Genomic DNA, 22,180 nt, shown 5'->3' with positions numbered 1-22,180 from the left:
AGACGCTGCTGCGGCGCATGGCGCTGCAGGTGCTCAAGAGCGACACCTCGGTGAAGGTGGGGGTGCAGGCCAAGCGCAAGCGAGCGGGCTGGGATGTGGGCTATCTGGCCCATGTCCTGGGCATCAGGGTTTAGATGCGATTGCCCTGCCATCATGCCCAAACAGCTATCAAAAAAATAGCAAACTAGCGAAGAGAAGGGCTGGTGAACCAGATCGCGGCGATGACCAGCACCAGCACCACACACAGCACCAGTGCAGACGCCGCCTGGCCCGGTGTTTCGTCGAACTCGAAGTGAAGGATGCCGGACACGGTGTCGGCCACAGCATCGGCGGCCCGGGCGCGGAAGATGAAACCCAGCACCGCAAACGCTGCCGCGCTGTACTGCACCCAGTGGCGCAGCACCGGGTCCATGCCCGGGCCGTCGTAGCTGAGCGAATGGGCCAGGCCATACAGCCACCAGCCGGCCACGCCGACCAGCGCGCCAAAGAAGGCACCGATCAGCGCGTAGCCCAGGCGGTCCAGAAAACCGTGCACAGACTGCAGCACTGGCTTTTTAGCGGCTGCTTATCAATGGTGGTGGCCGTGGCCGCCGTGCACATGGCGGTGGGCCACTTCTTCGGCCGATGCCGCGCGCACTTCAGTCACCTTGCAGCTGAAAGTCAGCGCCTGGCCGGCCAGCGGATGGTTGCCATCCAGGTGCACTTCGGGGCCCTTGATCTTGACCACGTTGAACACGGCGGGCTGGCCGTCGTTGCCTACACCCTGCAGCTGGCCGCCGACCTTCACGCCGGGCGGGAACTCGCTCTTGGGGATGGTGCGCACCAGGCTTTCGTCGCGCGCGCCGAAGGCGTCTTCCACGGCCAGCTGCAGCGTGGTGCTGAAGCCCACGACCTGGCCTTCGAGCGCGGCTTCGACCTTGGGGAAGATGTTTTCATAGCCGCCATGCAGATAGGCCAGGTTGCCCGCGTCCAGCGGCTTGCCTTGGGGCGTGGTCACCTTGTAGCTGATGGTGACGGCGGAATCTTTGGTGATGTTCATAGGTCTTGGATAACAACGCGGATCGGGACCGTGGATTGTCCACGACCCGCGAGTTGGGGCATTGGCAGCGGAATGTGGACGTTCGCGCTTCAAACACGAAGCCCCGCGCGGCGCTTCGACAGGCTCAGCGTGAACGGCTGCAAGGGTGGCAGACAACTCACCCAGCCGCTGTGGCGCTTTCGGCCGGGCGCTCTTCCTCCGTCTGCCCGGGGTAGCGCGCAAACCGGCGTGGTGTCGCGCCGTGCACCGGGTCCTGCTGGGCCCAAGGCCACCCGCCAAACTGGGTGCGGCGGTAGTCGTTCATGGCCTGCATGATCTCGGCCTGGGTGTTCATCACAAACGGGCCGTACTGCGCCACGGGCTCGGCAATGGGGCGGCCTTGCAGCACCAGGCATTCCACGGCGGTGGTGCCGGTGTTGGCCAGCAGCCAGTCCTCACCGGCGCGCACCTGCAGCGCGGCGTGGCGGTCCACCTCTTGCGGGCCCACACGGAGGCGGTCGCCCACAAAGAAGTACAGCATGCGCTGCGTGCCTTCGTCGCCGTTGGCACCGTTGGCACCGTTGGCTGCGGGCAGGGTCCACTCGGCACCGGGCTCCAGGTGCAGCGTCCAGATGGCCACATCGCCCTCGGGCTGCGAGGCCCAGGACTCGGGCGGCGGCGACAGCGGATCGGGCGCACCGGGCAGCGCACCGGCCACCACCGTCACCGTGGTCTTGCGGCCTGCGGCGTCGGCATGCACCACGCGCGGGATGCGCTCGTTCCACAGCATGGTGAAGTGCGGCTCCACCATCTTGTTGCGCGCGGGCAGGTTCAGCCAGATCTGGAAGAGTTCGAGCGGATTCGGCCCGTCGGCGTTGAGCAGCGGGAACATCTCGGAGTGCACGATGCCTTTGCCCGCCGTGACCCACTGCACATCACCGCCACCAAACCGCGCGGCGGCGCCCAGCGAGTCGGAATGGTCGATGAGGCCCTTGCGCACCAGCGTCACCGTTTCAAAGCCCCGGTGCGGGTGGCCGGGAAAGCCGGGCACCGGGTCGCCGTGGTACATGCTCCAGCCGTCCTTGCGGCTGAAGTCGCTGCCGATCTGGCGGTCGTCGATGGGCACGGCGGGCGCAAAGGCACCGTTGCCTGCGGGGTAGGCATCGTCGTGGTGGGCGCAGAAAAGAAACGGGTCCATCGTGGGCCACTGCGGGCCCAGCAGCTGCGCACGCACGATGGGCCGCAGGGGGGCAGCAGCGGAAGTGGACGAGGGCATGGAAGGCTCCTTGGGTTGTGCACCGCCACTATCGGGCGGCATGCCTGTGGAATATGGCGCCAATGGTGCCCGAGCAGAAGTGCGCTGCGTGGAACAGTGGGTCCGCCGAACAGGACAGTGGGGTGGCCCTGGCAGGTGTGCGCAGTGCAGGGTTTGAATTAAATTTGGCTCTTCCACCTGCTGGCATTGCCTCAATAGCTCTACTTTTAATAGCAAACCACTGTCAGTGCACCGCCCCCTGCGCCCCCGCACCCGGCGGCTGCGCGGGCCGCAGCACCAGGCCGCCCAGCAGCGCCGCCACCAGCGATCCCGCCGCCGCCACCCAGAAGGCCAGCTGGTAGCCCCCGTTCAGCGCCATCGGCGCCGATGCGCCTGCCTCGCGCAGCGCGCCCGTGCGCGCATCGGCCAGGCTGGCCAGCACGGCCAGGCCCAGCGCGCCGCCCATCATGAAAGCGGTGTTGACCACGCCCGAGGCCAGGCCCGAGTCCTCGGGTTTTACATCGCCCATGGCGGCCAGCAACAGCGGGTTAAGCGCAATGCCCGCGCCCACGCCCAGCAGCACCATGCCGGGCAGCACATGTTGCACAAAACTGCCGTCCACCGGCGCCAACGCAAACAGCGCCAGCCCCACGGTGGCCAGCACCAGGCCCCAGCCCAGCGTGCTGCGGATGCCGTAGCGCATCACCACCCAGGCCGAGAGCCCCAGCGAGCAGCCCGCCATGATGAGGTTGGACGGCAGGAACGCCAGGCCCACCTGCATCGCGTCGTAGCCCAGCACCAGCTGCATGTACAGCGCCGACAGGAAGAACCACGCAAACATCCCCGCCGCCCACAACACGCCCACCACGTTGGAGATGGCCAGGTTGCGCAGCCGCAGCAAGGCCAGCGGCACCAGCGGCGCTGCAACATGCGACTCGATGAAAAGAAACACCAGCAACAGCACCGCCGAGATGCCCAGCAGGCCCAGCGACTGCAGCGAGGTCCAGCCCGCCTCGTTGCCGTTGACGATGGCATACACCGCCAGCATCAGCGATGCGGTGATGGTGACCGCGCCCGCCACATCCAGCCGCTGCCCGTGCGCCTGCCCCTTGCCACCCGGCAGCAGCACCAGGCAGGCCGCGTAGATCGCCACACCCACGGGGATGTTGACCAGAAAGATCCAGTGCCAGCTGAAAGCGCTGGTGAGCACGCCGCCCAGCAGCACGCCAATGCTGCCGCCGCCCGCGCACACAAAGCCATACACCCCCATGGCCCGCGCGCGCTCGCCGGGTTCGGTGAACAGATTCATGATGAGCGACAGCGCCACGGCCGACACCACCGCCCCGCCCACACCCTGCACCGCACGCGCCGCCACCAGCAGCCCCTGCGTGTGGGCCAGCCCACAGGCCAGCGACGCGAGGGTGAACAGCGTGATGCCCGCGAGGAACAGCCGCCGGTGGCCATACAAATCGCCCAGCCGCCCACCCAGCAGCAGGCAGCCGCCAAAGGTCAGCATGTAGGCATTGACCACCCACACCAGTGATGTCTCGGTAAAGCCCAGGTCGGCCTTGATGCTGGGCAGCGCCACGTTCACGATGGTGGTGTCGAGCACGATCATCAGCTCGCCCAGGCACAGCAGGATGAGCGCGGGCCAGCGTGCGCGGCCTTCGATGGAGAGGGTCATGGGACGGCGGTGGTGAAAGAGGATTCCGCCGCAGTGTGTCATGCGCGGCGGTTGCAAAGGGCGCGGCGCAAGGCCAGCGCCCCCGTGGATCTGGCTCCGCCAGTTCACCGGGTGCGTCCCCCTTGCAGGGGGAAGCCGCGCAAGGCTCAGAGACTGGGAGTTTTTTGGGCGCGCCCGAAGGGTGCACAAGAGCGCCCCGGATCTAGGCGCAAAGCACAGCCATAGCGCGGGCTATGGCGAGCATTTGCAACGACGAACCGGGGGGTCTTGGGTGCCAGGCGGGCGTGGACAAAAGACTCTCAGTCTCTCAGGGGGTCTTCTTGTACTTTGCTTGCATGATCTGGTTCCAGCTCCCGTCGGGTTGCTCGCCAAACGAGGTCAGCGTGCGCTCGCGCGGCCCCACGATGGTGATCACGTCGCGGTAACGCGCCGTCTTGCCGTCGCCCTTGAAGCTTGGGCCCTCGGTCTCCAGAGTCAGCACCTTCTGGTCGGCATCGAGCGTGCCCCGGTAGATCCACATGTGGCTCATCATCGAGCCCACCCAGGTGCCCAGAAACACTTGCTTCTCGGGGTCGTAGCCCAGCGTCATCTGCATGCGCGCCTCGCCGCCATCGGGCATGGTGCCCGTGCCTTCCAGGATCACCCACAGATCGCCCAGCGCACGGCCGTGCTCGGCGCCCACGGATTGTTCGGCCGATCCGCCGGGCGGCGCGTCGCAGCTGGAGGTGCTGGTCCAGGGGCCCAGCAACTGCTGCAGCCAGCGGTGCATGGCATGGGGTTCGGGATTCATCATGGGTGTCTCCTGACGATCAAAGGAAGAAAGAAAGAATGGATGCTTGGATGGAGGCATGGCCAGCGCACGTTCACTCCGGCCCCACCACCATCCACGGCACGCCAAAGCGGTCTGCCACCATGCCAAAGGCCTGCGAGAAGAACGTCTTGCCCAGCGGCATCTGCACCTGGCCACCGTCAGCCAGCGCATGGAACAGGCGCTCGGCATCGGCCACGCTGGCGGGGCTCAGGGCCAGCGAGATGCCCTCGAACTTCGCCTTGCCCGAGCCCATGCCGTCCGACGCCATCAGCGTGGTCTGGCCGACAGAGAACTCGGCGTGCATCACCATCTCGGGCGTGGGCCCGCCGCCGCTGCCATCCGCACAGCCCGGGGCACCGGCCGGGTCGGGGTTGTCCTTGTAGCGCATGAGCAGCTTGACCTGGGCGCCCAGCGCCCGGCGGTAGAAATCCAGCGCCTCTTCGCAGCGACCTTCAAACATCAGATAGGGCTCGACTTTCATGGGGGTCTCCTGGCGGGGTGGGGGTGCAAAAAAGGAGTGTCGGCGTGCAATTGTGAACACCGTCCACAAACCATAACAAAGATAATGGACAGTGTCCACATCCAGAACCACATGCACGTAACCACCGGCAACACGCCCGAACCGGCCCGCGCTGCGGCCCGCGCTGCGGCCCGCAGCACCTACCGCCATGGCGACCTGCGCCGCGCGCTGCTGGACGCGGGCATCGAACTGGCCCGCCAGGGCGGCCCCGACGCCGTGGTGCTGCGCGAGGCCACGCGCCGCGCGGGCGTGGCGCCCAACGCGGCCTACCGCCACTTTGCCAACCGCGACGACCTGCTGGGCGCCGTGCGCGCCGCCGCCGTGGCCGCCGCCGCACGCTTCATGGAGGCCGAGCTGGCCCAGGTGCCCGCCACCGGCACCGCCACCCAGCAGGCCCATGCCAGGGTGCGCGCCGTGGGCGCGGGCTATTTGCGTTTTGCCCAGGCCGAGACGGGCCTGTTCCGCACCGCGTTTGGCGGCCGCTTCACCGTGCAGCAACAGCCCGACCCGGCCCTGGGCGGCGCTACGGGCCTCAACCCCTTTGAGCACCTGAGCGCGGCGCTGGATGACCTGGTGGCCGCAGGTGCGCTGCCTGCCGCGCGGCGCCAGGGCGCGGAATATCTGGCCTGGTCCACCGTGCATGGCATGGCCCTGCTCGCCATCGACGGGCCGCTGCGCGGCACGCCGCAGCAGATGCTGGACGCGTTGAGCCAGCGGCTGCTGGACATGGTGGAGCGGGGGCTGTGAGCCCGGTGCCTCAGAGGTTTTTCAGCCTTCTGCGCGCACCCACATTGCCCTTTAAGCTATTAAATTCATAGCACACCAAGACCATACAGCTGCGCCGTGGCCCGCAGCCGCTGCACCAGCGCACGGCGCAACGCCACAGGCCGCAGCACCTCCACCTGCGGTGACAGGCGCATCAGCTGGCCGCAGGCATGTTCCACCGACTCGATGGGCAGGGTGACGGCCACGCGCCCGTCCACGCGGCGCGATGGCTTGGCGGCCGCCACCGCGCGCGCCACGGCACTGCTGAGCGCACGCAGCCCCTGCAGCCCCGCAGGCGTGGCCAGCACCTGCGCCTGGCCGGTGTAGATCTCCGCTTCAAAACGCTGGATGGACGCGGCCCAGTAGGCCGGCAGATCAAACCGCGCGGGGCGGCGCACGGGCGTCGCCAGTGCGGTGGCGGCGCGGATGCTGGACACGCGGTAGGTGCGCGGCCCGCCCTGGGCCGTGCCTGTGCTCGTGCCCTGTGCGGCCTTCGCCACTGCGGGCGCCACAGGCAGCGCCACCAGGTACCAGACCCCCGCCTTGAGCACCAGGCCCAGCGGGCTCACCGTGCGCTCCACGGTATCCGTCCAGCTCTCGTAGCGCATGCGGATCTGGTGGCCGTTCCAAACGGCGGCGGCCACGGTCGCCAGGTGCGGCGTGGGCTCGCTCTCGCGGTACCAGTCCACCGGGTCCAGGTGCAGGCGGGCGCTCACGCGCTGGGCGTCGTCGCGCCACCCAGCGGGCAGCGCGGCCAGCAGCTTGAGCCGCGCGCCCTCCACATCGCCGCCCAGGCCCAGGTCCTGCGCGGGGCCGGGCAAGCCGCTCAAGAACACGGCCTGCGCCTCAGACGGCGTGAGGCCGGTGAGCGTGGTCTTCCACCCCGGCAGCAGCGCAAACCCGCCGTGGCGCCCGCGCTCGGCATAGATGGGAACACCGGCGGCGCTCAACTGGTCCACATCGCGGTAGAGCGTGCGCACCGACACCTCCAGCGCATCGGCCAGCGCGGTCGCGCTCATGCGGCCCCGGGTTTCGAGCAGCATCTGAAGGGAAAGCAGGCGGCTGGCGCGCATGGGGCAAAAGGGCGTGGTGGGTGCAACAAGAGCGGCTAACAAAACTCAGCGAAGCGGTTCTGGCCAGGCGCTGCGTCGCAGGCAGTACGAGTAGTACGCGCAGTACGCCTGGTACGACAAGACGCGGCAACGACGCGGCAACGACGCCAAAAGAGTTTTTTAGCCGCTCTGAAAAGCGATGCACAAAGATATCCCAAATACCTGCCATAAGGTGGCAGGTATGGCGGCGCAGACTGCGGGCTCGTTGTGTTTTTCTGCCCTTTTCTCACCAGGAGCCCCGCATGTCCGAAGCCCTCATGGCCCCGCCACTCCCTCCCTGCGCAGCCCCGCCTGCCGCCGACGAATGCGCCGTTGTCGAGCTGCGCCAGTACACATTGCACCCGCAGCAGCGCGAGGTGCTCATCGACCTGTTCGACCGCGCGTTGGTGGAGACGCAGGAGGCCCAGGGCATGCGTGTGCTGGGCCAGTTCCGCGACCTGGACCGGCCCGACATGTTTGTGTGGCTGCGCGGCTTTGCCAGCATGGAATCCCGCCGCCGCGCGCTCGAAGGCTTCTACGGGGGCCCGGTGTGGGCCGCGCACCGCAACGCAGCCAACACCACCATGGTCGATTCGGACAACGTGCTGCTGCTGCGCCCCGCCTGGCCCGGCGCCGCCATCGCTTTGCCCCAGCACACGCGCCCTGCGCCCGGCAGCAGCGGTGCAGCACCGGGCGTGCTCACGGCCACCGCCTTCCCCCTGCGCGAGAGCCCCACGCCCGCGCTGCTGGACTTCTGCCACCACCGCATGGCCCCGCTGCTGCAGCGCAGCGGCGCGCGCCAGGTGGCCTGGTACTGCACCGAGGCCAGTGCCAACACCTTCCCCCGCCTGCCCGTGCGCGAGGGCGAACCCGTGCTGCTGGCGCTGGCCCTGTTTGGCAGCGCGGCAGCGGCCCAGGCCGTGACCACCACCGGCGCGTGGCAGCGCGGCGTGGCCCCGGGCCTGGCGCCCTGGCTCGCAGGCCCGCCCCACACCTTGCGCCTGCAGCCCACGGCGCGCAGCGCCTTGCACGCGTGATGCCTCAGCGGAATACGACCATGACCACACCCCATCTCATCACCATCCCCTCGCCCGCCGTGGCCCCCAGCGCCGCGCGCGACTTTGATTTCCTCATGGGCCCCTGGCGCATTCGCAACACGCGCCTGGTGCGGCGCCTGGCAGGCTGCAACGACTGGGAGGTTTTTGATGCCGCCGGCACCGCGCATCCATTGCCCGGTGGCATCGGCAACCACGACAGCTTCACGCCCCTGGCCTGGAAGCCCGGCTTTGTGGGCATGGCGCTGCGGGTGTTCAGCCCCGAATCGCAGCGCTGGAGCATCTACTGGCTCGACAACCTCACCGGTGGCCTGGACCCTGCCACCGGCCAGCTGCTGCCGCCCGTGGTGGGTGGCTTTCAGGACGGTGTGGGCATTTTTGAAGGCGAGGAGCTGTTCGAGGGCCGCCCGGTGCGCGTGCGCTTCGAGTGGTCCCAGATGCACACCGGCGCACCACGCTGGCAGCAGGCGTTCTCGGCTGACGGCGGCGCGACGTGGGAGGTGAACTGGGTGATGGAATTTGCGCGGGCGGTGTGAGCGCGGGCAGCCCCTCGCCCGCAGCTCCCGGGTCCAGAAACTTGAGCCAAAATAACCCCTGCCGCCCGATGGCAGGGCGTCATAAGCTATCAAAAAAAGAGCAATTACTCACGCCGCCTGAAGCGCGGCTTCCTGCGCCGGGAAGTCCGTGGACGCTGCCACCGCACGCCACTGCGCCGTCTCGTTCGCCACAAAGGCATGTTTGTCGGCAATGGTTTGCAACGTGTCCGTGCCCAGCGGCAGGCGCAGCGGGGGCGTGGGGCTGGCCACCAGCTGCATCACAGCCCGGGCCAGGCGCACGGGGTCGCCGGGCTGGTTCAGGTTGATGCGGCGGGCGGCCTCGCGCACGGCGCCAGCGCTTTGGGCGTAGTCGTCCAGCACGCGGGGCGACACGGCCAGCGAGGCGCTGTCCAGAAACTCGGTGCGGAAGTACCCGGGCTCGACCACCGTGGCGTGGATGCCCAGCGGCGCCAGCTCGGCATGCAGCGCCTCGGTGATGCCCTCGACCGCGAACTTGGTGGAGCAGTACAGGCCAAACCCGGCGGCCGACTGCACGCCGCCCAGCGACGAGATGTTGATCACATGCCCGGCGCGGCGTGCGCGCATGGCGGGCAGCACGGCGCGGGTCGCGTGCAGCAAGCCGAACACATTGGTGTCGTACAGGCGCAGCACCTCGTCGGCGGTGGCTTCTTCCACCGCGCCCAGCAGGCCGTAGCCCGCGTTGTTGACCAGCACGTCGATGCGGCCGAAGCGGTCGAGCGCCGCGCCCACGGCATGGCGGGCCTGGGTCTCGTCGGTCACGTCCAGCGCCAGGGGCAGCAGAGCGTCGTGTGCGCCCAGGCGCTGCTCGACGGATGCGGCGCTGCGCGACGTGGCGACCACGGCATCGCCCTGCGCCAGCGCGGCCTCGGCAATGCGCGCTCCGATGCCACGCGAGGCGCCGGTGATCAGCCAGACGCGGGGGTACGAAGAAGAAGTTGAAGTGGAAGACGAGGGGGTGGATGAAGAGGCAATGGCCATGGCAATTCCTTGGGTGGTGGTGTTCGGTCGTGGGTGGGCGCTTTGGGTGCCCACGGCGGCGAACTTTAGGGATTCCATTGCCATGCGACTAGCCCATAATTTGGCGATTCATTCGCAAGCAATGCTTGCCAATCACCCTCCAACACAGCCTCACCACCGCCCCACCACCATGGCCATCAATGAACTGCGCGCCATCGCCAACTTTGCCAAGGCCGCCGAGCTGGGCAGCCTGCGCCAGGCAGCGGCCGCGCAGGGCATCACGCCCCAGGCAGCGAGCCAATTGCTGGTGCAGCTCGAATCGCACCTGGGCGTGCGGCTGTTCCACCGCACCACGCGCAGCCTGAGCCTGACCGAAGAGGGGCGGCAGTTTCTGGCCTCGGCGCAGCCGGGCCTGGCCACGCTGCAGCATGCGGTGCAGGGCGCGCGGCGCGGGCGCGAAGAAATGGCGGGGCCGCTGCGCATCGTGGCGCCGCGCTCCATCCTGCTGGAGGTGATCTGGCCGGTGCTGCACGCGTTCTGCCGCCGCCACCCGCTGGTGGAGCCCGATGTGCAGCTGGACGACCGCATCGGCAACTGGGTGGAAGACCGCGTGGATGTGGGCTTCCGTTCAGGCTACCCGCCCGAGGGCGGCGTGGTGGCGCGGCGGCTGCTGACGCTGCAGCTCATCGTGTGCGCCGCGCCCGCCTACATCGCACGCCATGGCGCACCCGCCAGCATCGACGACCTGGCGCAGCACCGCTGCAGCGGCTTTCGCCATGCATCCACCGGCAAGCCCATGCCCTGGGAGTTCCAGGTGGGCGACTACATCGTGGCGCGCACCATCCACCCCACGTTCTGCACCAACGACATCGAAGCCGAGGCGCGCGCGGTGCTGGGCGGCCATGCGGTGGGCCAGCTGGTGGGCGTCACGGCCGCGCCGCTGGTGCGCAGCGGCCAGCTGGTGCCGCTGCTGCCCCAGCATGTGGCGCAGCACCTGGCGCTCTACGTGTACTACGGCAGCCGCACGGCGCTGCCTGCGCGTGTGCGGGCCTTCATCGACCTGGCGGTGGAGATGGTGGCGGACAACCCCGCCTACCTGCTCACGCCCAGAGAGCTGGTGACCCACGGCCCTGCGGTGCAGAAAAAGCCCCGCGCGCGAAAGCCCACGCCGTGAGCGCCGTGCTGACTACTCAGGCCGCAAACCCGCCGTCGATCAGCAAGCTCGCCCCCGTCACCATGCCCGATTCGGGCCCGGCCAGGTAGGCCACCATGCCCGCGATCTCATCGGGGTGAGCGTGGCGGTTCAGCGCCATCAGGCCGTGCATGTCGCCCGCCATGGGGCCGTCGGCGGGGTTCATGTCGGTGTTCACGGGGCCGGGCTGCACGTTGTTCACCGTGATGCCACGCGGGCCCAGGTCGCGTGCCAAGCCCTTGGTCAGGCCCACGATGGCGGCCTTGCTCATGCCATAGACGCTGAAGCCGGGCCATGGCACACGGTCGGAGTTGGTGCTGCCGATGGTGATCACGCGGCCATAGGCGCCGCCCTGGCCCATGTGGCGCACGGCGGCCTGCGTGGCCACGAACACGGCGCGCACGTTCACGTTGAGCGTGTGGTCAAAGTCGGCCAGCGAAAAGCTGTCCAGCACACCCGCCACGGCCACGCCCGCGTTGTTGACGAGGATGTCCAGGCGGCCCAGCGTGCGGGCGGCGTGGTCCACGGCCTGCGTGAGGGCGGCGGCGTCGGCGCTGTCGGCCCGCAGGGCCAGGGCCTTGCCACCGGCGGACTCGATGGCCGCCACCAGCGCCTGGGCCGGTGCGGCAGAGCTGCTGTAGGTGAAGGCCACGGCTGCGCCGTCGCGCGCCAGGCGCCGCACGATGGCCGCGCCAATGCCGCGCGCGCCGCCGGTGACGAGCGCCACCTTGCCCGCCAGGGGTTGGTGTGTGGGGGGGCTTGCCAGAACAGAAGACATGGTGTTTCTCCAAAAAAGAAGGGGATCAAAAAGGCCCGAAAACGAACCAGGAACCCCTGCAGTGTCAGAAAACCATTGCCCGCGCGGTAGCCACCAATGGGCTGGATGAATTTCAACCCAAGGTTGAAAATACCGGCCATGCAACCGCTCAGCCACCTTGAATCCTTTGTGCAATCTGCCGAGTCCGGCAGCTTCTCGGCCGCCGCGCGCTTGATGGGCCTCACGCCAGCGGCGGTGAGCAAGAACGTGGCGCGGCTTGAAGCCAGCCTGGGGGTGCGGCTGTTCCAGCGCAGCACGCGGCGCCTGGCGCTGACCGAGGGCGGGCAGCGGCTGCTGGCGCAGATCGGGCCGCCGCTGACCGCGCTGGCCGACGCGGTGGACCACGCGGCCGAGGCCGAGCAGCAGCCTGCGGGCACACTCAAGGTGAGCATGGGCCAGGCCTTTGGCCGCGCCTACCTGGTGCCGCTGCTCACCGAGTTTTTGCAGCGCTACCCGGCCATCCAGCCCGACTGGCGTTTTGAGAACCGGCAGGTGGACCTGATCGGCGAGGGCTTTGACGCAGGCATTGGCGGCGGCCTGAACCTGAACCCCGACATGGTGGCGCGCACGCTCGGGCCCATCCACCTGGTGGTGGTGGCGGCCCCTGCGCTGCTGCAGGGCCGCAAGGCGCCGCGCCACCCCGCCGACCTGGCCGCCTGGGACGGCATTGCGCGCCGCGCCATCCGCACCGGGCGCGTGCCGGTGACGACCCTGCGCAACAAGGCGGGCGAGGCCGCGCCGGTGGAGTTTCGCCCCCGCATCGTGTTTGACGACCCCGAGGCCATGTGCCAGGCCGTGCTGATGGGCCTGGGCGTGGCCGTGCTGCCCATGCCGTTTGCCCAGCCCTGGCTGGCGCGCGGCGACCTGGTGCGCCTGCTGCCCGGCTGGTGGGCCGACGCGGGGCCGACCATGCTGTACTACCCCAGCAAGAAGCTGCTGCCCGCACGCACGCGGGTGTTTGTGGACTTTGTGGTGGAGCAGTTCAGCCAGCGCGGCTTTGCGCAGCGGGTGCGGGCGGATTGAGGCGGGCGCTGCCCCTGCATCCATGCACCACGTCATCACTTCATCTTTGGCTGGCGCAAAGGTGGCGGCTTCTACACTGGCAGGCACATCCCCGCGCCCCCACTAAAGGAGTCCCGCATGCCCATCCGCTGGCCCGCCTGTTGTGCCCCGTTGTCGCTTTGCCTGCTGGTCGGCGGGGTGGGCCTGGCGGCCAGCACTGCGCATGCGCAAACCGCCGCCACATCCGCCTGGCGCGAAACCGCCACCGCAGAAGAACAGGCGCTGGACGCCGCCGCCTTCCAGCCCGTGGAGGCCGCGCTGGCCACGCAGTACCCCGATGTGCAAAGCGCGGTGGTCGTGCTGCGCGGCCGGGTGGTGTACCGCTTCTACCGCGATGGCGAGCCGGAGAAACTGCGCGACACCCAGTCCGCCTCCAAAAGCGCGCTGTCGGCCCTGTTGGGCACGGCCCTGGCGCAGGGCCGCATCGGCAGCGTGGACCAGCGCGTGGTGGAGCTGATGCCCGAATGGGCGCCACTCAACCCCGACCCACGCGCCGCCACCCTCACGCTGCGCCACCTGCTGACGCTGACGGCGGGCTTTGCGCTGGATGGCGGCCCGCGCACCCGCTCGGGCACCGCCGCCCCTTTGCCCGTGCGCGAGGCCTGGGTCAGGCCGCTGGCGGCCGACCCGGGGCAGGTGTTTGCCTACGACAACTCCGTCACGCCACTGCTGGTGGCCGTGCTGGAAAAAACCACCGGCATGCCCCTGGCCGACTACGCGCAGCAGCAACTGGTGGGCCCTCTGGGCCTGGCCGCGCCGCGTTACCAGGGCAGCATCGTGCACCTGCGCACGCTCGACATGGCCAAGCTGGGCCAGCTCTACCTGCAGCGCGGCCAGTGGAACGGCCAGCCGCTGCTGCCCGAGGCGTTTGCCGATGCCTCCGTGCAGGTGCAGCACGCGGCCCGCCCGCCCGTGGGGCTGTCCTATGGCTACCTGTGGTGGGTGGTGCCCGGCAAGGCCGCGCGGCCCACCTTCATGGCCAGCGGGTTTGGCGGGCAGTTCATCTGGGTGCACCCGCCGCTGGACCTGGTGGTGGCCACCACGTCCACCGTGTCGCCAGAGAGCGGCCAGCGCGGGCAGGCGCTGCACCTCATCCGCAACCCGGTGTTTGCGGCGGTGCAGCGGCGGGTGGCAGCGGAGCCGAAATAACGCGGGGCGGGGCTGGCTCCCTCTCCCCTCGCGGGAGAGGGTCGGGGAGAGGGGGCCTGTGCAAGGCGCTGTGCCTTATCGCCCCCTCTCCCCCGCCCTCTCCCACAAGGGGAGAGGGAGTGAACCCCGGCGCCTTAGTGAAGACATGGAGAGCCCCTATGGCTTGCGCACAAACGCCACCTCCAGCCCCTTGGCCGTCACGGTGATGGGCCCGGGCTGCAGGCCCAGGCCGTCGAACACCGCCGTGTCCTGCGGGCGCAGCTGGTGCAGCGTGACTTCGCGCAGCGACTGCTCGGCCAGCACCGGGCCATAGGCGTTGAGCAGGTCGGTCACGGCGGGCTTGAGGGTAGGGAAGTCCAGCCGCCCCAGCTTGATCTGGTGCGCGCGCAGCGTGCGGTCGCTGGCCTCGTAGCGCAGCGCAAACTCCACATCGAAGGTGCCGCCGTGGCTGCGCCGCAGCGCGGGGCCCGCTGCATCCACGGCCATGGTGGCGCCCAGGCGGTTCACGGCGGGCAGCAGGCGCAATTGCGGTGCCTGCAGGTTCAGATCAAACAGGCCCTGCACCGGCACGCTGCGCGGGAACTTGGTGGCCACCATCTCCTGCAACTGTGCGAGCGGCACGGTGTAGCTGGGCTGGGCCAGTGCGCCGCAGCCGATGAACAGGGCCACGCCGCCCAGGGCCAGGCTGCGGGTGGTGACGGCAAGAAAACGGCGGCGGTGGGGCATGGGGTGAAGTCTCCTCGGAAGGCGGTGGGACACGGGGCGATGCAAAAGGTGCCCTTGTGGCCAAGCCGTGACCTTCATGCCCTGAACATTCTCAATTCCTATTTTCTATTCACCAACCCATGTAAACCCATGATTTCAATGTGAATTTGAATGAATTTATCTATTCATATAATCATTCATGCCCGCCCCCCATGAACTCTCCACCAAAGCCCTGTTGGCCCTGCGCCGCCAGGGGGGCGTGCTGACCAGCGCCGAGCTGCAAGCGCTGCTGGGCGTGAGCCAGCCCACGGTGTCGCGCGCGCTGGCGCCGCTGATCCATGCAGGCCAGGTGCAGAAGGTGGGCGCGGCGCGCTCGCAGCGCTATGTGCTGCCGCGCAACGTGCCCGGCGTGGGCAGCGAGGTGCGGGTGATGCGCATCGACGCACAGGGCCGCCCGTCCCCGTTTGCACGCCTGGTGCCGCTGGAGGGCGGCGCCTTCTGGGTGGACGAGGCCGACGGCGTGAGTGCGCGGCACGATGGCCTGCCCTGGTTTCTGGACGACATGCGGCCCCAGGGCTTCATGGGGCGCACCTTTGCGCATGCCCACCCCGCGCTGCAGCTGGGCCACGACCCGCGCCACTGGAGCGACGACGACGTGCTGCGCGCCATGACGCTGTATGGCGACGACCTGCCGGGCAACCTCATCATGGGCGAGGCCGCGTTCCAGCGCTTTCACACGCTGCCCGCGCGCGCGTCGCGGGTGGCATCGGCCGACAGCTACCCGGCGCTGGCCGAGCAGGCCATGCGGGGCACCCACCCGGGCTCGTCGGCCGGGGGCGAGCAGCCCAAGTTCTGCACCATCACCGCCGGGCGGCATGTCATCGTGAAGTTCTCGCCCGCAGGCGACGCGCCCGCCGACCAGCGCATGCGCGACCTGCTGGTGTGCGAGCACCTGGCGCTGCGCACGCTGGCGCAGGCAGGGCTGCCCGCCGCGCCCACGCAGCTCTTCATGGGCGCGGGGCGGGTGTTTCTGGAGTCGGAACGGTTTGACCGCACGCCCCTGGCGGCCGATGCGCCGCTGGGCGGGCGCATCGGCATGGTGTCGCTGCAGGTCTACAACGCCGAGTACGTGGGCGAGATCGACAACTGGGCCGCCACTGCCAATCGCATGGCCGCGCGCCACCTGCTCACGCAGGCCGATGCGCGCACGCTGCGCCTGCTGGAGGCCTACGGCCAGCTCATCGCCAACACCGACCGGCACTACGGCAACATCTCGCTGGTGCTGAAGGACGACGACTGGGCGCTGTCGCCCACCTACGACATGCTGCCCATGCTGTACGCCCCGGTGAGCGGCGAGCTGGTGCCGCGCGACTTTGCCAGCCGCCCGCAGCAACCCACGGCGGCCACGCTGGGGGAATGGGACGAGGCGCAGCGGCTGGCGCGGGTGTTCTGGCTGGCGGCAGCGGCGGATGAGCGGGTGTCAGCAGACTTCCGGGCCATTGCGGCCGAGAACGCACGCCAGGTGGGCGGCTGAACAGCCCCCGCCTCCCAGAGGGTTCACGGACACTCCCTCTCCCCTCGCGGGAGAGGGTTGGGGAGAGGGGGCGCGAACCAGCGCAGCGCCCTAGAAAATACCCCTCTCCCCCGCCCTCTCCCACAAGGGGAGAGGGAGCCATTCAGCGCCGCGCGACGTACAAAGGGCGGTTGCAGAAAAGACGCCGAGGCTTCTGAAACTTCAGATCACAACAGGCCTCTGCGCCTGTCCATCAAGCGCCAGGCGCTATTGTTTTTGATACTTACCGCCCCACCACCGACCAGCCCGCCTGCTGGTTGGTCTTGTCGTTCTCATACTCCCACGCCGTGCCGCAGCGGTCGCACACATAGCGGGTGAAGGTCACGGGGCCGTGGTCGCGGTCTTCCTTGCGGTTGCCGCGCTGCACCAGCTCGGCATGGCCGGGGGCCTTGCGCCAGTTGCGCTGGATGCCCTGGCAGGGCTCGCACAGGGCCATGGGTTGCAGTTCTCGTTGGCGGGCCGGGTCTTTGGTCATGGTGGGGGGGCCTTCTTTGCAGGCGGGTAGGTGGGTGGGATGCGCCGCGTGTGCGGTAGGGCGGCTACTGTAAGGCACTGGCGCCACCAGCGGGCAGCACGCAGGCAACATCACATGCCAAAAAGGCCTTCACCGCGCGATAGCTATGCCTCAATAGCTATCAAAAATAGAGCATCCCTCGACTACAGCGCCTTGCCCATGCGCGCGTTGTGCAGCACCATATCCGCGCGCTCCACCGCCTGGCGCTTTTCCACGGCAAAGCCCCGGGCCACAAAAAAGGGTTCGGCCGCCAGGCTGACATCCGCCCACAAGCGCGCCAGCCCCTGCTGCGCGGCCTGCGCATGGATGTACGCCATCAGCGCGCTGGCCACCCCCTGCCGCGCAAACGCCGGGGCCACAAAAAACATGTCGATGTAGCCGCTGGGCTGCAGGTCGGCAAACCCCGCGATGGCACCGCCATCGGCCTCGGCCACAAAGGGCTGGTTGGCCTGCATGCGCGCGGCCCATTGCGCGGCGTCGTGTTCGGCGGGGGCCCAGGCGCCACACTGCTGGGGGGTGTAGCAATGGCAGGCCAGGCCATGCACCGAGGCGTGGAACACCGCGCGCAAGGCCGGTGCGTCGCCCGTGCGGAAAGGGCGGATCTGGACGGTGGCGGTCATGGCGCAGGCGCCGTGGCCAGGCTGCGCAGCCGCAGGTGCGTGGGGTCGTCGGCCGCCACCGGCAGCTGGTGCTTGGACTGCAGATAGTGGTGGGTGAAAACGTCCAGGTACGCATCCAGCAACTGCGCGGCCTTCGCCTCGCCTGCCAGCTCCAGGCACAGGCTGGCCACCTCGCTGGTGCAGAAATGGTCGTCGCGGCGCGAGCGGCGCAGCTGGTAGCGCGAGATCTGTTCGGGCGCCAGGCTCAGCACCGGAAAGCGGTCGAGGTAGGGGCTTTTGCGGAACATCTTGCGCGCCTCGGGCCAGGTGGCGTCGAGCAGGATGAACAGCGGGCGCTTGTCTGCGGGGGCGTCGTCTGCAGGCGCCACTTGTGTCACCACCCGCTCGGGCGCCACAAACTCGCCGGGGAACACCACAACCGGCTGCCACTGCGCGTCGGCCAGCAGCGCGAGCAGGCCCGGTTGCACCTCGGTGCGCGCCCAGCCAAAGGCAAAGGTATCGGCCACCACATCGGCGATCAGCCAGCCGGTGTTGCTGGGCTTGAGGGGCTCGATGTCGGCCATCAGCAGGCACATGCCCGCGCGCGTGGGTACCTGGGGGCGCAGCGCGCAGATGCAGTGGCTGGGCACCAGGCGGCAGCCTGCGCAGCGCTCGCCCTTGGGGCCGCCGCGCGCCAGAAAAGGCTTGGCGCTGCGGGCCAGGCGCTCGGCGCGCAGGCGCGACACGGCGTGGGGCGCGCGCGGCGCCGTTGCCGCAGGCGACGGTGCGGGCGTTGTCGTCACAGCCCGGCCGCTTGTTCCAGCGCAAACAGCGGCAGCTCGGCCTTTCGGCTCAGCCACACGCCGCCGCCCAGCTCGATGGCGCCCTGCTGCAGGCCGCGCCGGTACAGCTCGGCGCGGTGGCGGAACACGCGGTTGTCGGTCAGGTCTTCGTCGATGATGTCGCGTTCATAGTCCTCGCGCGAGACGGCCTCGACATACAGCGCGCCCTTGCTGAGGCGCCCCAGGTTGTGCAGCGCGGTCTTCAGATCGGGCGGGCTCAGGTAGGGCAGCACGCCCTGGCAGATCACGAAGTCAAACGGCTCGCTGGCCACATAGTCCACCACCGAGCTCTGCTGCCAGCCAAAGCGCTCGCACAGGTAGGGGCTGAACTCGACGCCCTGGTAGCTCGCTGCGGGAAAGTGCTGCGCCACGATGTCCTTCCACAGCCCGATGCCGCAGCCCACGTCCAGCACGCGGTGCACCGGCACGCGCAGGTACTTGAGGTAGCTGCACACAAAGGTGCCCAGGCGCTCCATGTGCTGCGGGTCCACCACGCTGGTTTTCTTGTCGAAATAAAAGCGCTGGTAGTAGGCCTCGTCGAAGGTGGTGGCGCTGGCGGATTTCAATGGGCGGTCCTTGTGGGCGGGGGAAGGGCGGGGGAAGAGAAGGCAGGGAGGGCGAGAGTATCCCGCACCTCCACCGGGACGGGGCGTGTAGTCTGTCGCCATGGATTCGATGATTGCTGCCGCCGCCCGCGCGCTGGCGGGGGGCGACGCCCTCACCGCGCTGCAGCGCGTGGCCTTGCGCGACGACCCGCCTGCGCTGGCCCTGCGCGGCATTGCCATGGCCCAGCTGGGCGAACACCCGCGCGCCCGCGAACTGCTGCGCCGCGCCGCCCGCGCGTTTGGCGCGCACGAGCCCGTGGCCCGCGCCCGCTGCGTGGTGGCCGAGGCCGAGGTGGCCCTGGCCCAGCGCGACCTGGGCGGCGATGGCGGCAAGGGCCCCGCAGCCCTGCTGGCAGCGGCCCACACGCTGCAGGCCCACGGCGACACCACCAACGCGCTGCAAGCCCGGCTGGTGGCGGCGCGCAGGCTGGTGCTGCTGGGGCAGCTGGCCGAGGCATCTGCCCTTCTGGCGGCCCACCCGAACGACAGCACACCCATTCACCTGCCCGCCCCGCTGGCCACCGTGGCCGCACTCACCCGCGCAGAACTGGCGCTGCGCGCGCTGCACACCGACGCCGCCCATGCAGCCCTACAACACGCCGAGCGGGCCGCGCAACATGCCGGTGTGCCCGCCCTGCAGGCCGAGGTGGCCCACGCGCGTGCGCTGCTGGCCCAGCCCGCTGCGCGCCTGCTGGCGCCGGGCGGCGAGCAGGCGCTGCGGCTGCAAGACGTGGCCGCACTGCGTGCATCCGGCCACACGCTGGTGGTCGATGCCTGCCGCCACGCCGTGCATGCCAGCGGCGTGGCGCTGCCCCTGGCGCGCCGCCCCGTGCTGTTTGCGCTGGTGCGCGCACTGGCCCAGGCCTGGCCGGGCGATGTGGACCGCGAGGCGCTGATTGCCAGCGTGTTCCGCACCCGCCACCCCGACGAGACGCACCGCGCCCGGCTGCGCGTGGAGATGGGCCGCCTGCGCAAGCTCATCGCACCGCTGGCGGGCGTGGAGGCCACGGCGCGCGGCTTTGTGCTGCGGCCTTTGGCGGGCCGCACCGTGGCCGTGCTCGCCCCCCCGGTGGATGGCGAACAGGGCGCGCTGCTGGCGCTGCTCGCCGACGGCGCGGCCTGGTCCACATCGGCCCTGGCACTGGCGCTGGGCGACAGCCAGCGCACCGTGCAACGCGCGCTGGCCGAGCTGGAAAGCAACGGCCAGGTGCGCGCCATCGGCCAGGCCCGCGCCCGCCGCTGGGTGGCCGCGCCGCTGGTGGGATTCACGACGATCTTGTTACTCCCCACCACGCAGCCAAATCCCTAAAGTGGCCACACCGCCCACCGCACCATCTCATCCGCGTGCACCGGGCACCCCCCGCAAGGAGCCATCGACATGACCGACACCACCCTGGAAGCCACCCGCGACACCGCCTGCAGCAGCCAGCCCGGCGACACGCCCCCATCGCACCTGCAGCTGCCCATTGCCTCGCGCCGCCCCGCCGAGGTGGTGCGCGAGTACGGCCCCTTTGGCAGCGCAAGCGCCATCCACGGCGTGACGCACGACGGCCAGCGTGTGTGGGCCGCCACGGGCGAGCGACTGGTGGGCTTTGACCCGGCCAGCGGCGCCACCACCCACACGCTGGACGTGGTGTGCGACGCGGGCACTGCGTTCGATGGCACGCACCTCTACCAGATCGCCGAGGCGCGCATCGACAAGATCGACCCCGCCACGGGCCAGGTGCTGGCCACCATCCCCGCGCCCGGCTGCGGCAACGACTCGGGCCTGACCTGGGCCGAAGGCAGCCTGTGGGTGGGCCAATACCGCGACCGCAAGATCCACCAGATCGACCCCGCCACGGGCGCGATCCGCCGCACCATCGAATCCAACCGCTTCGTCACCGGCGTGACCTGGGTGGACGGCGAGCTGTGGCACGGCACCTGGGAGGGCGAGGAAAGCAGCCTGCGCCACATCGACCCCACCAGCGGCGCCGTGCTGCAGCAGCTGGACATGCCCGCTGGCGTAGGCGTGAGCGGGCTCGAATCCGACGGGGCAGGCCTCTTCTACTGCGGTGGCGGCGGCAGCGGCAAGGTGCGCGCGGTGCGGCGCCCCGGCGCCCAGAGCCAGAGCGCCTGAACCCGCATCACTTCGGCGGGCGGTGCAGCGCGCAGAGCTTGTTGCCGTCCGGATCGCGCACATAGGCCAGGTAGAGCCGCCCGCCCGGGCCTTCGCGCCAGCCCGGCGGGTCTTCGCAGGTGGTGCCGCCATGCGCCACCCCGGCGGCGTGGAAGGCATCGGCCTGCTCGGGCGACTGCATCGCAAACCCGATGGTGCCGCCATTGGCAAAGGTGGCGGGCTCGCCGTTGATGGGCGTGGTGATGCAAAACGTGCCGTGTGGGCCCCGGTAGAAATAGCGGTTCTTGTTGGCCACACCGGGCGGCACACCCAGCGTGCCGAGCAGCGCGTCGTAGAACACCTTCGACACCTCCAGGTCGTTCACGCCGACCATCACATGACTGAACATCGTGTTGTCTCCATAGGGCCCCGGGGGGCAGTTGATAGAAGCTGAGCAGCAAGAGCATGTTACTTGTTGGTAGCACCGGGACGGCGCGGCCCCGGGTGCGCGGCTTTCTCCAAAACCCTGCGGCTGTCTCGCCCCAGTTTTTCAAGCCAAAATGGCCGTCTGCGCGCGACCATCATGCGCCAGCAGCTATTAAATACATAGCAACCAACCCCCATCCACAGCGCCCAACGCGCCGCCCCACATGCCCACCCCGCCCCACGCCCGCCCCGTCCCCCTCGACAAGGCCTACCGCCTGCTCAACCACGGCCCCACTGTGCTGGTGTCGGCCGCCCACGCGGGCCAGCACAACGTGATGGCGGCGTCCTGGGCCTGCGCGCTGGACTTTGCGCCGCCCAAGGTCACGGTGGTGCTCGACAAGGCCACGCGCACCCGCGAGCTGGTGGAGGCCAGCGGCCAGTTCGCCCTGCAACTGCCCACCGTGCCCCTGGCCGCCCTCACCGTCGCCCTGGGCACCGACAGCGCCAAGACCCAGCCCGACAAGCTCCAGCGCCATGGCGTGGAACTGTTCAGCGCCCCCGGCCACCCCGCGCACACCACGCCCCCGCTGGTGCAAGGCTGCGCCGCCTGGCTCCTGTGCCGCGTGCTGCCCGAGCCCCACAACCAGCAGGCCTACGACCTGTTCATCGGCGAGGTGGTGGCCGCCTGGGCAGATGAGCGCGTGTTCCGCCAAGGGCACTGGGAGTTCGACACCACGCCGGAGGAGCTGCGCACGCTGCACTACGTGGCGGGGGGGCAGTTTTATGCGACGGGGGTGTCGGTGCGGGTGTAGGACCGCGTTCAAGGCCGGGGCCATGCTTGGTGATTCAGCAGCAGGGGCAGCT

General features: G+C 69.4%; 25 protein-coding genes. 10 read left to right on the top strand and 15 right to left on the bottom strand.

Features of this window, described 5'->3' with window-relative positions:
- Nucleotides 1-184: 184 nt before the first annotated feature.
- The 6 genes from A1D30_RS05280 to A1D30_RS05255 form a co-directional block, all read right to left on the bottom strand.
- Nucleotides 185-547: a hypothetical protein gene (locus A1D30_RS05280; RefSeq protein ID WP_063459740.1), complete on the bottom strand. Its 363-nt coding sequence runs from the start codon at nucleotides 545-547 to the stop codon at nucleotides 185-187.
- 21 nt (nucleotides 548-568) lie between these two features.
- Nucleotides 569-1,039 (bottom strand): hypothetical protein, encoded by a 471-nt coding sequence (locus A1D30_RS05275; protein ID WP_063459739.1) that lies wholly within the window; start codon nucleotides 1,037-1,039, stop codon nucleotides 569-571.
- A gap of 157 nt (nucleotides 1,040-1,196) precedes the next feature.
- Nucleotides 1,197-2,294 carry a pirin family protein gene (locus A1D30_RS05270; RefSeq protein ID WP_063459738.1) on the bottom strand — a complete coding sequence of 366 codons (1,098 nt, stop codon included), beginning with the start codon at nucleotides 2,292-2,294 and terminating at the stop codon, nucleotides 1,197-1,199.
- Nucleotides 2,295-2,517: 223 nt separating this feature from the next.
- Nucleotides 2,518-3,957 carry an MFS transporter gene (locus A1D30_RS05265; RefSeq protein ID WP_063459737.1) on the bottom strand — a complete coding sequence of 480 codons (1,440 nt, stop codon included), beginning with the start codon at nucleotides 3,955-3,957 and terminating at the stop codon, nucleotides 2,518-2,520.
- Nucleotides 3,958-4,264: 307 nt separating this feature from the next.
- Nucleotides 4,265-4,750, bottom strand: coding sequence for a DUF1579 domain-containing protein (locus A1D30_RS05260; RefSeq protein WP_082836332.1), 486 nt, complete (start codon nucleotides 4,748-4,750; stop codon nucleotides 4,265-4,267).
- 70 nt (nucleotides 4,751-4,820) lie between these two features.
- The gene (locus tag A1D30_RS05255; RefSeq protein WP_063459736.1) at nucleotides 4,821-5,249 is read right to left on the bottom strand and encodes a VOC family protein; all 429 of its coding nucleotides are present in this window, start codon (nucleotides 5,247-5,249) and stop codon (nucleotides 4,821-4,823) included.
- A gap of 111 nt (nucleotides 5,250-5,360) precedes the next feature.
- Here A1D30_RS05255 and A1D30_RS05250 point away from each other — a divergent pair, with 111 nt between their 5' ends.
- A complete protein-coding gene (locus tag A1D30_RS05250) occupies nucleotides 5,361-6,035 on the top strand; it encodes a TetR/AcrR family transcriptional regulator (protein WP_063459751.1) in 675 nt (224 codons plus the stop codon).
- 65 nt (nucleotides 6,036-6,100) lie between these two features.
- Here the strand turns inward: A1D30_RS05250 and A1D30_RS05245 are convergent, their stop codons facing one another.
- Nucleotides 6,101-7,126, bottom strand: a complete 1,026-nt coding sequence (locus tag A1D30_RS05245) for a WYL domain-containing protein (RefSeq protein WP_063459735.1) — start codon at nucleotides 7,124-7,126, stop codon at nucleotides 6,101-6,103.
- Between the two features lie 281 nt (nucleotides 7,127-7,407).
- On the opposite strand from A1D30_RS05245, the gene A1D30_RS05240 reads away from it, so the two are divergent.
- A complete protein-coding gene (locus A1D30_RS05240; RefSeq protein ID WP_242421795.1) occupies nucleotides 7,408-8,181 on the top strand; it encodes an NIPSNAP family protein in 774 nt (257 codons plus the stop codon).
- Nucleotides 8,182-8,201: 20 nt separating this feature from the next.
- Nucleotides 8,202-8,735 carry a hypothetical protein gene (locus A1D30_RS05235; RefSeq protein ID WP_063459734.1) on the top strand — a complete coding sequence of 178 codons (534 nt, stop codon included), beginning with the start codon at nucleotides 8,202-8,204 and terminating at the stop codon, nucleotides 8,733-8,735.
- Nucleotides 8,736-8,843: 108 nt separating this feature from the next.
- Here the strand turns inward: A1D30_RS05235 and A1D30_RS05230 are convergent, their stop codons facing one another.
- Nucleotides 8,844-9,755 (bottom strand): oxidoreductase, encoded by a 912-nt coding sequence (locus A1D30_RS05230; RefSeq protein ID WP_063459749.1) that lies wholly within the window; start codon nucleotides 9,753-9,755, stop codon nucleotides 8,844-8,846.
- A 169-nt stretch (nucleotides 9,756-9,924) separates the two neighbouring features.
- On the opposite strand from A1D30_RS05230, the gene A1D30_RS05225 reads away from it, so the two are divergent.
- A complete protein-coding gene (locus A1D30_RS05225; protein ID WP_063459733.1) occupies nucleotides 9,925-10,908 on the top strand; it encodes a LysR family transcriptional regulator in 984 nt (327 codons plus the stop codon).
- A gap of 16 nt (nucleotides 10,909-10,924) precedes the next feature.
- Here the strand turns inward: A1D30_RS05225 and A1D30_RS05220 are convergent, their stop codons facing one another.
- Nucleotides 10,925-11,704: an SDR family oxidoreductase gene (locus tag A1D30_RS05220; RefSeq protein WP_063459732.1), complete on the bottom strand. Its 780-nt coding sequence runs from the start codon at nucleotides 11,702-11,704 to the stop codon at nucleotides 10,925-10,927.
- 138 nt (nucleotides 11,705-11,842) lie between these two features.
- Between A1D30_RS05220 and A1D30_RS05215 the strand changes: the two genes are divergently transcribed.
- Both A1D30_RS05215 and A1D30_RS05210 read left to right on the top strand, forming a co-directional pair.
- On the top strand, nucleotides 11,843-12,766 hold the full coding sequence (locus tag A1D30_RS05215; RefSeq protein ID WP_063459731.1) for a LysR family transcriptional regulator: 924 nt from the start codon (nucleotides 11,843-11,845) through the stop codon (nucleotides 12,764-12,766).
- Between the two features lie 117 nt (nucleotides 12,767-12,883).
- Nucleotides 12,884-13,954 (top strand): serine hydrolase, encoded by a 1,071-nt coding sequence (locus tag A1D30_RS05210; RefSeq protein WP_063459730.1) that lies wholly within the window; start codon nucleotides 12,884-12,886, stop codon nucleotides 13,952-13,954.
- A 156-nt stretch (nucleotides 13,955-14,110) separates the two neighbouring features.
- Here the strand turns inward: A1D30_RS05210 and A1D30_RS05205 are convergent, their stop codons facing one another.
- The gene (locus A1D30_RS05205) at nucleotides 14,111-14,680 is read right to left on the bottom strand and encodes a hypothetical protein (RefSeq protein WP_063459729.1); all 570 of its coding nucleotides are present in this window, start codon (nucleotides 14,678-14,680) and stop codon (nucleotides 14,111-14,113) included.
- Between the two features lie 178 nt (nucleotides 14,681-14,858).
- Here A1D30_RS05205 and yjjJ point away from each other — a divergent pair, with 178 nt between their 5' ends.
- The gene (gene yjjJ, locus A1D30_RS05200) at nucleotides 14,859-16,193 is read left to right on the top strand and encodes a type II toxin-antitoxin system HipA family toxin YjjJ (RefSeq protein WP_063459728.1); all 1,335 of its coding nucleotides are present in this window, start codon (nucleotides 14,859-14,861) and stop codon (nucleotides 16,191-16,193) included.
- A 262-nt stretch (nucleotides 16,194-16,455) separates the two neighbouring features.
- Here yjjJ and A1D30_RS05195 read toward each other — a convergent pair whose 3' ends face one another.
- The 4 genes from A1D30_RS05195 to A1D30_RS05180 all read right to left on the bottom strand — a co-directional run bounded on the left by A1D30_RS05195 (nucleotide 16,456) and on the right by A1D30_RS05180 (nucleotide 18,753).
- Nucleotides 16,456-16,707, bottom strand: a complete 252-nt coding sequence (locus A1D30_RS05195) for a hypothetical protein (RefSeq protein WP_063459727.1) — start codon at nucleotides 16,705-16,707, stop codon at nucleotides 16,456-16,458.
- Nucleotides 16,708-16,889: 182 nt separating this feature from the next.
- Complete coding sequence (locus A1D30_RS05190) at nucleotides 16,890-17,366, bottom strand: GNAT family N-acetyltransferase (protein WP_063459726.1); 477 nt, start codon at nucleotides 17,364-17,366, stop codon at nucleotides 16,890-16,892.
- Entirely contained in the window at nucleotides 17,363-18,148 is a 786-nt protein-coding gene (locus tag A1D30_RS05185) for a tRNA-uridine aminocarboxypropyltransferase (RefSeq protein ID WP_063459725.1), read from the bottom strand. Before A1D30_RS05185 ends, A1D30_RS05190 begins: the two co-directional genes overlap by 4 nt.
- Entirely contained in the window at nucleotides 18,145-18,753 is a 609-nt protein-coding gene (locus A1D30_RS05180; protein WP_063459724.1) for a class I SAM-dependent methyltransferase, read from the bottom strand. Before A1D30_RS05180 ends, A1D30_RS05185 begins: the two co-directional genes overlap by 4 nt.
- Nucleotides 18,754-18,853: 100 nt before the next feature.
- On the opposite strand from A1D30_RS05180, the gene A1D30_RS05175 reads away from it, so the two are divergent.
- Together A1D30_RS05175 and A1D30_RS05170 are read left to right on the top strand one after the other, a co-directional pair.
- Complete coding sequence (locus A1D30_RS05175) at nucleotides 18,854-20,101, top strand: hypothetical protein (protein WP_063459723.1); 1,248 nt, start codon at nucleotides 18,854-18,856, stop codon at nucleotides 20,099-20,101.
- Nucleotides 20,102-20,170: 69 nt separating this feature from the next.
- Entirely contained in the window at nucleotides 20,171-20,911 is a 741-nt protein-coding gene (locus A1D30_RS05170; RefSeq protein ID WP_242421794.1) for a hypothetical protein, read from the top strand.
- A 7-nt stretch (nucleotides 20,912-20,918) separates the two neighbouring features.
- On the opposite strand, the gene A1D30_RS05165 is transcribed toward A1D30_RS05170, so the two are convergent.
- The gene (locus A1D30_RS05165; protein WP_063459722.1) at nucleotides 20,919-21,299 is read right to left on the bottom strand and encodes a VOC family protein; all 381 of its coding nucleotides are present in this window, start codon (nucleotides 21,297-21,299) and stop codon (nucleotides 20,919-20,921) included.
- A gap of 241 nt (nucleotides 21,300-21,540) precedes the next feature.
- Here A1D30_RS05165 and A1D30_RS05160 point away from each other — a divergent pair, with 241 nt between their 5' ends.
- Nucleotides 21,541-22,128: a flavin reductase family protein gene (locus A1D30_RS05160; protein ID WP_063459721.1), complete on the top strand. Its 588-nt coding sequence runs from the start codon at nucleotides 21,541-21,543 to the stop codon at nucleotides 22,126-22,128.
- Nucleotides 22,129-22,180 lie beyond the last annotated feature (52 nt).

It is taken from the genome of Acidovorax sp. GW101-3H11 (assembly GCF_001633105.1).
GTDB lineage: Bacteria > Pseudomonadota > Gammaproteobacteria > Burkholderiales > Burkholderiaceae_C > Acidovorax.
Note: the sequence above shows the minus strand (reverse complement) of the source record. Positions and strands in the feature narration are given on the sequence as shown.